Genomic DNA, 6,868 nt, shown 5'->3' on the forward strand with positions numbered 1-6,868 from the left:
ATCATCGAACCGAACGCGGGCAAAAAGCTCGCGCTAGAGTTGTCCCATCTATCTTTTCTTTCCAGAATTTGCCAATCTTTGCGGGAATTTAGCATCCAAGGGGATGTAAAAGCGTGTAACATTGCCTATCTTATTGGATGAATAAGAAAAAATAGGGACAGAACAGATGTCGAACGATCAATTCGAAGCGTTGATTCAGGAAACACAGCAGAAGGTACGCGAAAGCCAATCGCAGATTGAAGGATTGACCTCACGTATCGAAGCTGCGCGCGCCAAGATTGGTACTGCCGAGGCAGACATCGACATCGAAAATGCTACGCTTGAAGATGTTCATGCGCACACAGAGGTGATGAATGCCAATATCGCCGAGCTGATTATGGGTTTGGATGACGTCACCAATGCTTTCTCGAAGGATTTCGACGAAATGCGCTCGAAGACAGGATGGGAGTCTTTTGTCGGAGTTTTCTCGAAGGGAAAATCTGACTCGATGCGACAAGAGCGTATGCGCACTGCCAACATCGACGACAAGTTGCAAGACCTGATCGCCAAATCAGACGTGATTGTAAAGCTGCTGGAAGGGCAGTTGGCCGTTTTGGAAGAGCAACGTGTGAAGGTCGAGGGAAATCTGACCGGTACTCTGGACGACCGGGAAGCAACGGTGGCAGAGCTAGAAGCGCTGCGCGCTGAGATTCAAGGCATGGACCCAACCATCATCACACTTGAAAATAAGATCAGCGTCGAACAGGACGCCGCCGCGCGCACCCAATTGGAAACCGAATTGGCCGAGTTGAACACACAATACAACGCCAAGGTTCAGGAAGAACAGGTCAAACTGGCCAAATCTCAGACGCTCGAACGCTATATCGAAAAGGGTAAAACCTGGGTCGACTCGCTACAGAACCAGGCGGCAACGCAGATGGTTCTGATCAACAAACTGCAGACAGATACCCAGCAGCGTGTGGTGCTCTACGACGCGCTTAGCAAATCATTGAAAACGGCACAGCAGCAGGACGTGGCCCACCGCATCAACGAGATCGGCGTGCAGACCGACCAGGAGGCGCAAACCGCCATGGCCGCCATCGGCACCGCGACCAACCAGAAAATGGCGGACATGCTTGAGGCGCATGAGGATCACATGGTCTTTGCCCGCGACGTGCTGGAAAAAAAGGCCAAAGCGGATGAGAGGTTCGCGCGCCGGTTCGCGTCGATTGTCGAGAAGCATGATAAGAATTTGTATGGCGGATGAGTTTTCGTGTCCGATCTTACCTATTTGTCATGATTGGTCTTGGACTTGGGATTTACGCCTATAACCTTGATCCGTGTGCATTTGACAGTGGTCCATGCCCATCCAACGCAAGGTCCTTTGGCTTTTTCTCGTTTGTTTTCATCTTCTTTCTAGGGATAGGACCACTGTTGAATAGGTTCGTTTGGAAGGCAACCAAGATGTCTGCCAACGAATATCAGATGGTGAAATGGAGAAGTAAATGTGAGGGACCGATGGGTGGACTTCTGATGTGGTGGTCAGGCGTTCGAGAGGACGGAAGCACTAAGAAATGACTGATCCTACTCAAGACCATGTTGGCCTGACCGACACCTTCGCTTCGCGCCGCTATTTCCGCAAATTCGAGGTGATCACCGTCCACCTCCTGCGCGTGGCCGCAACGATGGAGGCTGAGGGCGCGATCAGCAAGCAAGAGGTGCGGATCGTGTCACGCTACCTTTCAGGGTTGCTCTACACCTTCCGCGCGCTCAGCATGAAGTACCTGCTGGTCGGGCGCGATACGGGCCGTTTCTTTGGCAGCCTCGCCATGGACAAACGCGACAGTGGGTTTCCCGTGGCAGCCGAGTTGTTGACCATGGCCAACGACGCGCAACAGGCAAAAGTCCATCTGGAAAACATGCCCTCGGAAGATGACCTGAAAACCGACATGGTGCGTGCAATCATCGGCGATCAGGAAATCCCTACCAAACTGCAATTCGCACTGTCCCAAAGGCTCTATTACGAGGAATTACTGAAAGGGCAGCTATTCTGGGCGCGAAACGATCCCGAGTGCCATTGGATCGAGCAGATGGGCGACCGCAGGCGTTTCTTGATCCATTGGGCTGTATATGACGGCCAGATCAATCTGCCAGTAATCTATCTTATGCTTCTTGAAGACAGTGGCAAAATTGCCTTACCCAAGGATCAACGCCGCTGGCCCGAGGTGCAGGCGCATTTGATGGCGCAATCGCTTGGCGGGTTAAAGTTAGTGACTATCGCAAAGGGTTTCGATCAGGACTTCGATAACCTGCACCCCAAACATCTGCGTCGAATTCACGTGGGGCCCATGTATTCGTCGGCCTATACCGAGCAATCCGGCCCTTTGCGGCAAGTCCTGGAAGACGCGCAAGCACCCGAGGGGCAAGACTGGGCATTGGCCTGGACCACTGAAGAACTGGAAAGCGAAGAGGTTATCGAGGAACGAGCAGGATGGTTTTCGTCAGTCGAACGCGAGGTTTTCGCGTTGGACCCCTTTGCCGGACAGGGCGCCGAAACGGGGACCACCCGAACCCAGAGATCGATCATACTGCCCCAACGCCCATTCCAGGTATTGGCAGAGCTAAACCCGCCGGGTTTTGGCGATGTACGCAAATTCGTTGTCAGCTTAACCGGGCAGGTATTGAGATATTGAATGCAGCAAAGGCGACTTTGAAATGAGCTTGACGTCAGATCAGATGGAATTGCGCGAAGCCGATATTCGCAAGCACTATCCGGCGGCAACCGCCTTGCTAAACGGGTTCGAACACGCGCCGCGTATTGCAAAAGCGGTTGATGTCACGACTGAGCGGTCTCCGGGAGTTTCCAGCGGGCGGAGGTTCCGGTCAACAACACCGGGGTTGGTGACGCGCCGCATGGTGCGTGCGGACGGGGTGCATTTGGCCGACCGGATCGAGGAGTCGGATGACGGTGATGGGCTCGTTTCACCACCTCAGGCGACGACACAGCAGGCGATACGACGCGGCATCGCAACAGCTCTGGCAGTGGCAGAGGCATATGCAGAGCAAACTCCGCTGGCAGACCTGAAACGCGCAAATCTGGCCGGGGATCTTCCTGCCGCCCGCAAGACCGAGTTTTCCGAGCTTCTAACAGCGGAGGCTCTGATTACGTCCCATGTATTTGGTAACGCTCTGGCATACCTGATGTCCTCGCATCTGGGTGAAACCACGGTCGACATTGGCGAGATCGAAGAAATCCTGACCGACAATGGTCAAATTGCCTTGCACGGCGCATTGTGGGAACTGGACCAGACACTTGCGAAATACGCCGCAGACGACGCGCACCTGATCGCCGCAACCAGCGCCTACGCCGAGCAGCTTATGGACAAGGCCGCGTTGCGCGCGCAATCGGCAGGTCATCTAGCCCCGTTCCAGAATGCCGCTTGGCACATCGAAGCCGATGATCTGACGATCCGAGGGTTTGAACCGTCTTCTAAAGCCAAGTCCACTACCCTGACCATGACGTTCAAAAAACCGAACGAGGTGGTAGGCAATCATATCGCCAAATATCAGGCGATGAAGCTGTCCAAAATGCTGTTGGCCTATGACTTTGACCGACGTCTGAACCCGTTTGCCGAGCTTGGCGGTTTCATCTTTACCTTCATGGGCGACGGCAAACCGGGCACTGGGAAGACCACTCTGATCCAGATAATGGCAGGGCTGATCAACGAGTACTGTCAGAACGCTGGCTATCCGTTTCGCTATCAGAACCTGAGCACAGACAATATCGACAGCTATCAGGGCAAATCCGGTCAGAACGCCAAGGCCTTCATCAACACGATCGTCGACCCCTCGGTCATCGGTTTTGGCACCATCGACGACATCGACCAGCTGGCAGGCAAACGCGGCGATAGGCAGTCCAGCGCCGGGCAATTGGAAATCACAGCCGTGCTAATGGAGAGCTTTGCAGGCGCCAACACCGTTGTGCGCGGCAACTGCACCTTTGGCATGTTTTCGAACTACCCCGAGAATGTGGATGACGCCCTGCGCCAGCGGGCAGGCGCGCGGTTTCTGGTGGACGGCCCGCAAACGCGAGAGGATTACATCGACATTCTGCACCTGCTGATGGGTCGCAACCACGACATCCCGCTGGGCGAGCACGACGCCTTTGCCGCGCAGGAAATCAAGAAGGCCGTCGCTGCCAGTTTCGAAAGCCACTCCCGCCCTCATGAGGAGGCTCTGCTGCAGGTCTATGACCGGGTCTCTGGCCAGATTGGCCAGATGGACACGATTGCCAAGCTGGGCACCTACCTCAAGGCGATCCAACAGGCGGATGAACGCTTTACCGGCCGAGCGATCAAGAACATCACCGACGCGGTCAAGGTCCGCGCGATGGATTTCGAACTGCCCGACGAATGGATGGAAAACCCCGACCTGTTCCTGTTCCGCGACTACGACACCAAGAAAGCCATGATCGAAGACCTGCGCCAGCCGATCACGGTCGAGATGGTGATGCAAGAGATCAACCGCTACGCCGACAGCGAGTTCCGCTATGCCGACAAAAGCGACGAGGTCGCCATCGAGAACGCAGTGCGTGAGATGGGCCGGATGGAAGAGGCCAAGCGGCGGTATCTGGAGGGTAAGGGGTGAGTATTTTATTGTTGGTAATTGTTGTTGCGATATTTGCTTTCATCCCAGCGGTTTCACTGACCGTAGCGATTTGTGGTTGGGATGGGTTATCGCCTGAGAACTTTTTTATTATCCGTACATGTTCCGTGACTGACCCGCCAGCCGAAGTGTTCTTTGGATTCCTGACAATTGGGGGCATTTTGGGTGCGACCGTGGTATTACTATACTGCTTTTGGCGTAGATTTTCGAGATGACGAACTCCATATTCCATAAGTCAATACTCATAGCGCAGCCACGACGCCACATACCTGCCCACCGGTGCGCGCACGATCCACATCCGTCCTCGGGTCGGGTGACTCGCTACTGTTTCGCGAGATGGAAAGTGTTATGATCCGCCTCATCGAAAAAGGCCTGATGTTCGGCAACCTCGTCCATATCTCCAGCCCGGCTCTGGTCGAGCGGTATAACCGCGCGTTGCAGCATCTGGCGGGCAAGACCACGGCGCTGACGGATTTCCATGTCGATATCTCGGGCTATTCGCCCGAGGTAGGGATTGAGTTGGAGGACGAGCTGTACCTCAACCCCAATGGAGTCAACCGGCAGTTCATCCTGATGACGACCGAGCAGAAACGTGCGCCGCTGTTGAACGTCAAATTCTCAACCTCTCGCGATATCCTGCGCGAATTCATTGAAATGAATGAGGCGCAGCTGTTCGCTCTGACCGCCACCGATGCGGTGGCCGGAGAGTTGGTGAACTCGGTCATAAAACTGACAAACCCGCGCGATTTGATGAACATTCGCAAGATCGAGATTGAGGCTGACACCGTCGGTGGCACACTGCGCAAAGCCGAGCAACTGGCGGGCATGGTCGAACGGTTCAAAACCGAAGAGGATGCTTGGTTCGACGACGTGTTGATCGCCAAGATGATCGAAACGGCCAAGGAAACAGGCGATGTGTCTCGCAACCCGGTCCGCCTGCGCCACACGGCGTTTGAACAGCGTAACTTCTGGACGGCGCATTTCGGCGGGCTTTATCTGTTTCCGGATCTGGATCACCCTGCTGCGATCTGCATAGGCGAAAAACCCGACGATCTGCCGATCAAGTATATTTTTGACCCCACGCAACGGAACCAAATTGCCAAATTCCTAGGCTACAATGAACTGGTTGAAACAATCGTCGAAGCGCGCGGTGTGGATTCATCTGCGATCCTACAACAAAAGATGGACTTTCTGACCGTCGACGCCGCAGCGAATGCTGGTGTTGATTTAACAGGTTTGGACCGTGGCGACATGCGGCGGCTGGCTCGCAATCACGCCGATCGTTTGCCCGCGGCGTATCATGGCCTCGCCCAACTGCTGCGCTGGGCGAAAGATGGCGGGCCGTGGCCTCGTATCACGTCGGATCATCCAGCATATTTCTACACCCTGCGTGCCGCAAACACGCCAAACCGTGATCTGGTTAACATGTTGCTGGCCGAGCTTGCACCGTTGGATCCGCGCCAGATGTTCATCTGCCACAAAGAGTTGTTCTATGGCACCTATTCTAAATGGCCCGAGAGCAAAAAGGCCTTTGTTGCCGACTTCCTTGCACGTGAGTATCAGGTAGATAAAGCGGGAGCCCGAGCGGCACTGTTCGGGCACGAGCCGGACATGAGCGGTGAAGATCGCGTTGATGACACTGTTATCGCCCGTGTCGGTCCCTGGGGCGCGTTGAGAAAGGATTGAGATGTTCGGAGCGATGCGTTTGTTTCTGATCCTGCTGGTTATTCAGACGATTGCATATTTTGCGCTGTCGCTGTACTCGCGCGGTGTCCGCAGACGCAAGCTTGAAACTTGGTGGGATGAAAAGGGCAAAACCGGCAACAAGGATGCCTTTATCGAGCGCGGATTGCATGTCTATGACAATTCGTTCCGCCGAAAATTGATTCTTGGCGTCTATATTGTGCCGTGGTTAGCAATTGGCGCCTTAATCTACATTGTGAATTATATGTGAGGGTTACTGCATGGCCTATGTGAAGTGGGCAATCATTATTGTTTTTTGGGGTACGGTCGCCGTTATCCTGCAATACTCCCTGCCACAACACGATGTCGTTCGGATCGTTAATACTTATGAAGAGCGTCAAGACCTGAATGATTGGACCCGAATTTTTTGGTCAGAACCCGAGGATCAATCGACCAGCCTTTCCAATCGAGACGTTCAGTTTATCCAGGCGGTGCGTGCGAATGGAAAGCCAATCGTGTATCGCAACGAAGACACGGGTTG

At 54.3% G+C, this 6,868-nt stretch carries 6 protein-coding genes; all 6 read left to right on the forward strand.

Annotated features, from left to right (window positions below; all coding sequences use genetic code 11):
* The first annotated feature begins 166 nt into the window (after positions 1-166).
* Positions 167-1,246 carry a coiled-coil domain-containing protein gene (locus AC2FNE_RS21080; protein WP_170474327.1) on the forward strand — a complete coding sequence of 360 codons (1,080 nt, stop codon included), beginning with the start codon at positions 167-169 and terminating at the stop codon, positions 1,244-1,246.
* Between the two features lie 307 nt (positions 1,247-1,553).
* Positions 1,554-2,672, forward strand: coding sequence for a hypothetical protein (locus AC2FNE_RS21085; RefSeq protein ID WP_496806200.1), 1,119 nt, complete (start codon positions 1,554-1,556; stop codon positions 2,670-2,672).
* 22 nt (positions 2,673-2,694) lie between these two features.
* Positions 2,695-4,626 (forward strand): AAA family ATPase, encoded by a 1,932-nt coding sequence (locus AC2FNE_RS21090; protein ID WP_496806201.1) that lies wholly within the window; start codon positions 2,695-2,697, stop codon positions 4,624-4,626.
* A 366-nt stretch (positions 4,627-4,992) separates the two neighbouring features.
* Entirely contained in the window at positions 4,993-6,330 is a 1,338-nt protein-coding gene (locus AC2FNE_RS21095) for a DUF6638 family protein (RefSeq protein ID WP_496772466.1), read from the forward strand.
* A 1-nt stretch (position 6,331) separates the two neighbouring features.
* Positions 6,332-6,598, forward strand: a complete 267-nt coding sequence (locus AC2FNE_RS21100) for a hypothetical protein (protein WP_170474338.1) — start codon at positions 6,332-6,334, stop codon at positions 6,596-6,598.
* 10 nt (positions 6,599-6,608) lie between these two features.
* Positions 6,609-6,868, forward strand: a 260-nt coding sequence (locus tag AC2FNE_RS21105; RefSeq protein WP_496806202.1) for a DUF1523 family protein, incomplete at its 3' end; no start/stop codon positions are given.

The sequence above is a fragment of the Ruegeria sp. YKSD179 genome (genome assembly GCF_059612885.1).